5 protein-coding genes are annotated in these 4830 nt (G+C 66.9%); all 5 read right to left on the reverse strand.

Annotated elements, in window-relative coordinates; genetic code table 11:
• Positions 1-384 (reverse strand): phosphotransferase (locus B2W70_RS10510; RefSeq protein WP_286745533.1); only part of this gene is annotated, 384 nt, incomplete at its 3' end.
• Between the two features lie 99 nt (positions 385-483).
• Positions 484-777 carry a hypothetical protein gene (locus B2W70_RS10515; RefSeq protein ID WP_286745534.1) on the reverse strand — a complete coding sequence of 98 codons (294 nt, stop codon included), beginning with the start codon at positions 775-777 and terminating at the stop codon, positions 484-486.
• A gap of 133 nt (positions 778-910) precedes the next feature.
• Positions 911-2116 (reverse strand): EAL and HDOD domain-containing protein, encoded by a 1206-nt coding sequence (locus B2W70_RS10520; protein WP_286745536.1) that lies wholly within the window; start codon positions 2114-2116, stop codon positions 911-913.
• A gap of 27 nt (positions 2117-2143) precedes the next feature.
• Positions 2144-3382 (reverse strand): flagellar hook-associated protein FlgL, encoded by a 1239-nt coding sequence (gene flgL, locus B2W70_RS10525; RefSeq protein WP_058086113.1) that lies wholly within the window; start codon positions 3380-3382, stop codon positions 2144-2146.
• An 11-nt stretch (positions 3383-3393) separates the two neighbouring features.
• On the reverse strand, positions 3394-4830 hold a 1437-nt coding region (locus tag B2W70_RS10530; protein ID WP_286745540.1), incomplete at its 5' end, for a FlgK family flagellar hook-associated protein.

The following is a 4830-nucleotide window of genomic DNA, read 5'->3' on the forward strand; positions in this document are numbered from 1 at the left end:
GGGCGGGCGCCCGCCCCGGCGGTGGGCCACGGCGATGCGGTGGCCTTTGAAGTGCGCCAGCGTGGGCGGGGTGCCCGTCACGCGTGCGGCCTCGCGTGCGTAAGGCAATTCGTGCGTCAGCGCCATGGGGGGCACGGCAGGCACTTCGGCCGCGGCCAATTCGAGCGCGAAGGCGTGTTCTTCCAGGATCTGCTCGTCGCTCCAGCGCCCAGGGCGGTAGAACTTGGCCACCACCATGTGGCCGCTGTCGAGCCCGACCTGGAAGACGCGGTTTTCGTAGGAGTTGAGCGTCAGCAGGCGGCCATCGACGCGCTGCCCGCAGGCCTCCAGGGCGTCGAGGATGAGGTCGGGGGTGAGGTCGTCGTAGGGGGTGTCCGCGTGCATGCCGCATCTTACGGCGCGGGGTGCGGCCTTGCCCGCGAGCGGGTCAGCCTGAGAGGGCGTCGCAGGTGAGGCTGGTCGGGCGGTGGAGCACGCTGCGGATCACGCCTGCCGCATGGCTCCCGCCCAGTTCACGACCTGGTCGTTGACGAGGTGCAGCACGAAGCCCGTCAGGCCGAGCTCGAAGGCGAGCTGCGCGGCGTTCATGGCGACCTTGACGCCGTCATCGGCCGGGATGGCGGCCAGCGTGATCATGGCGCCGGCAAGTGGCAGGCACGCCGAGATGGCACCGGCTGCGAGCACGCGCCAGCTCAACACCCGTCGGCGCCCGAAGGCGCGCAGGATGCCCAGCTTCCATGCGGTGAAAAAGAAGTTGACGATCAGGGCGATCGACATGATCAGAACACCGATGAGGGGGGCCAGCGCATCCATGCCGTCGAGGATAGCGATCGGCTTTTTTTTCGCAAGGGTTTACCCTCAACTTGAGGGGCGTCGGGGCGCTTGCATGCGCCCCATCGTTCGCGGGGGATCAGTCCAGCTGCGAAGCCGAGCCCATCGCGGCCAGCAAGGCCCCGTTGATGTCGTCAAAGCCCATCATCAACTGGTCGGCGGCGTCCTTGATGTCGAAGACGTCGCTGCCCTCCATGGCTTGCACCAGCTTGAAGTAGGGCTCGTAGGGGCCGGTCTGGTCGGCCAGGGCCTGGTAGACCCGCTCGGGCACGGGGATGGTTTTGAGCAGCTCGCTGAACGGCTGGCGGAACATGCGGTCGAGCAGCGAGAAGACGCCACAGATGAACAGCTCGTTGCGCATCTCTTCGTTGCCGCTGACCTTGGCCAGCTCTTCCATGACCAGGCCACGGCGCACGGCGGCGAACATCACGGGCTTCATGTTCGGGTCCTTGGAGGCGGTGGCCAGCAGCAGGGCCAGCCAGCGCTTGAGGCGTTGGTAGCCCAGGATCATGATGGCGTGGCGGAAGGAGCTGATCTCGACCGACAGGCCGAAGGCCGGCGAGTTGATGTAGCGCATCAGCTTGTAGGCCAGGGGCGGGTCATGCTTGAGGGTGTTCTCGAGCACGTCGATTTCTTCCTGGCGGTGCACCTGGTCGATCAGCTGCACGATGACTTGCAGGGCGGGCTGGTCCGCCGGTTTGCTCGAGCCCTGGGTGACGTCGTCGATGGGCCAGCCGAGCACGGCCGTGGCGCCGTGGCGGAAAGCGGTTTCCATCTCGGTCACGTTGCTCACGCCCGCCTGGATGTGGCTGATGCTGCGCCCATTGCCGGCACCGGGTGCGGCCTGGGGGGCGGCAGAGCCGTCGTTGCGCCGGTCGTTCTCGAAGTCGATGATGGACTGCTTGAAGCAGGGCAGCACCTCCTTGGGCAGCTCGCTCAGGGGGCGGCCTTTGAGCAGCAGGGTGCTGCCGTTGGCGTGCAGCGTGCACAGCGCGTCGATGTTGGCGCGGTCGCAGGCCATGAAGGCGGGCACCTCGATGAGGATGTGCGTGCCGGGCTGGGCGGCCATCAGGTCCTGCAGCAGGCCCTCGTTGGCCACGTTGAGCCACAGCCCGGGGCCACCGACGGGCCAGACCTCGCTCAAGGCGCTCAACAAGGATGGCGCATCCAGCTTCTGGCTGGGGTTGATGGGCCAGACCGTCAGCCGGGTGGCGGTGACGGCCCGGTTGCGGTCGATGACCGGGCTGTAGGACAGGGCGATTTGCCCGAGGATGGGGTGGTCCATGGTGTCGGCGGGGCGGTGAGGTGGGGGTCAGCCGTTGATGTAATTGAACAGCGAGAGTTGTTGCACGGCCGCGTAGCTCTGCAAGGCGACCTGGTAGCCGGTTTGCTGGCCTTGGAACTTGGAGATGGCTTCGGTCAGGTCCAGGTCTTCCGCCGCAGACTTTTCCTGCTGTGCCGCCAGCTTCAAGGCGCTGATGCGGTTGTCGATGCCGTCCATCCGGTTCAGGGATTCGCCCACCGCAGAGCGCGCTCCCTGGATGTTGTTGAGCACGCTGTCGAGCCCGGTGATGCCGGTGGTGGTGATCTGCTGCACAGTGGGGCCCAGCACGTTGTCCTGGCTGAGCGCGGCGATGGTGTCGTCCAGCGTCTTGAAGATGCTCTGGCTGTTGGTCGACTCGCCGATGGTGAAGACGTCGCCGTTGGCCGGCTCGCCCGAGACCGCCACCGCCATGCCCAGGCCGGGGATCTGGATGGCCTTGCCGGAGGTGAACGAGTTGCCCGTGCTCAGCGGGGTTTCCGGCACGGTGCTGGTGTCGACGATGTCGTAGGTGCGGGTGCTGCCGCTGGTGGCAAAGCGCAGCTCGTAGGTGGCCGAGGTGCCGCCGCCAGAGGGGTAGGGCAGGGCAGACGGGTCGGTCACGGTGCCGGAGTTGATCCAGGCCTTGCCGCTGTTGCTGCCAGCCAGCGGCCCGGTGGTGAAAATGCCGTTGCCGGTCTTGGACTTCAGGAAGATCTGTTCACCATCGACGGTGAGGTTGAGCTTCTCGCTCGACGAGGCCAGCATCTCGCCGCCTTGTGCTTCGAAGCTGACGCCGGTGGTGTTGTCGACGAAGGGGGGCTGCGACGAGCCTTGGCCGCCGAAGACGTAGCCGCCGCCGCCATCAGGGCGGTTGGCGACGTTGAGCAACTGGTTGCGGATCTCGCGCAGCTTGATGGCCAGTGCCTTGCGCTCGCCGTCGCTGTAGCTGCCGTTGCCGGCGGCCACCAGGGTTTCGCGTGCCGACTGCAAGAGCTCGACCGAGTCACCCAGGGCGGATTCGGCGATGCCCATCACGTTGGCGCTGGCGTCCAGTGCGCGCTTGTTGGCCTCGGAGCGAGCGATGCTGGCCAGGGCGCGTTCGGCGCGGGCGGCGGCGGTGGGGTCGTCGCTGGCCCGGTTGACGCGTTTGCCCGATGTCAGCTGTGTCTGCGTCTCGGAGAGGTCTTGCTGCCGCTTTTGCAGGTTGGCGATGGCCGTGTCGTAAGCGTAGGCGGTGACGATGCGCATGATCAGGCTCCTCAACCGCGAGCGGTCTGCAGCAAGGTGTCGAACAGGGACTGGGCGATCTGCAGGACCTTGGCCGCAGCCTGGTAGCTCTGCTGGAACTGGATCAACTTGGCGGCTTCCTCGTCGAGGTTGACGCCGGTGACGCTGGTCAGGGTCTGCTGGCTCGTGTCGGCGAGGGTGGCGGAGATGCTGGCCGAGGTCTTGCCGCTTTGCACCAGCACGCCGAGGTTGCCGATCATCTGGGAGTAGGCGTCGGTCACGGTGGCCTGGGTGCTGCCGTCCAGCGAGATGATGGTCTGGTCGCGCAGCTTGAGCAAGGCGCGGGCGTTGCCGTTGTTGGCGCTGGGGTTTTGCGTGATGGCCACGGTGATCTGGTCGCCCGGGCGGGGCACGCCGGTGACGTTGACCATGAACAGCGCCTCGGGTGGCGTCGAGCCTGCGTCCGCATCGCTGATGGGTGTGCCGGCCGACCAGATGCGGGCGGGCGTGACGTCCTTGTAGGGCACGCCGCTGGCGTCGACGAAGCGGTAGGTCAGTGTCGGGTCCAGCGGGTTGGGCTGCTCGAAGATGACGGTCAGCGGTTGGCCGTTGGTGGGCAGGGACGAGCCGAAGTCCAGCGCGTTGACGCCGGGCAGGGCGCGGTTCATCACCAGCGACTCGATGGCCAGCGTGCCCTGGTTGGCGGGTGCCACGGCGGCGGTCAGCGGTGATGCAGCAGCCAGGCCCTTGGGTTGGTTCAGCGCCAGGCTGACGGTGGCCGCCGAGGTGGTGTTCAGGAAGATGGGGATGCCGACGGGCGCGCCCGTTGCATCGAAGGTCGTCTGCGGGTTGCCTTCGAGGTCCACCCCCAGCGCCTGCTGGTCGTTGATGGCGTCGGCGAACTGCTGAACGAAGGTGTCCAGGTTGTCGCGTGTTTGCGCGATGTCGGTGTCCTGGAAGGTCAGCAGCCCTCTGATCGCGCCGCCTACCATCTGGTCCGAGTCCAGGATGCGGTCCGAGCCATTGGTGCGCAGCGCCACCCGGGCCAGGGTGCTGTCGAGCGGGTCGCGCACCACCGAAAGCGTCTCGGCGCTGTTGCTGAGCACGAGCAGCTGGCCGCCGCCCATGAAGACGTTGAGCGAGCCGTCGTCGGCTTCGACCGTGTTGACCTGCACCAGCTTGTTGAGGTCTTGCACGAGCTGGTCGCGCTGGTCGAGCAGGTCGTTGGGCGTGTGGCCGATGCCGCTGAATGAGGCGATCGCCTGGTTGGCCTTGGCGATCTGCTGTGTCAGCGAGTTGATGCGCGCGACCGAGGTCTCCATGTCGCTGACCACGCCGAGTTGCAGCTGGTTGAGCTGGTCGGCTGCGGTGTTGACGCGGCTGACCCATTCCTTGGCGCGCGAGAGCACGACCTGGCGGGCCGACATGTCCTGCGGCTGGTTGGCGACGTCGACGAAGGCTTTGAGCAG

It is taken from the genome of Aquabacterium sp. UBA2148 (assembly GCF_002328915.1).
GTDB classification, from domain to species: domain Bacteria; phylum Pseudomonadota; class Gammaproteobacteria; order Burkholderiales; family Burkholderiaceae_C; genus Aquabacterium; species Aquabacterium parvum.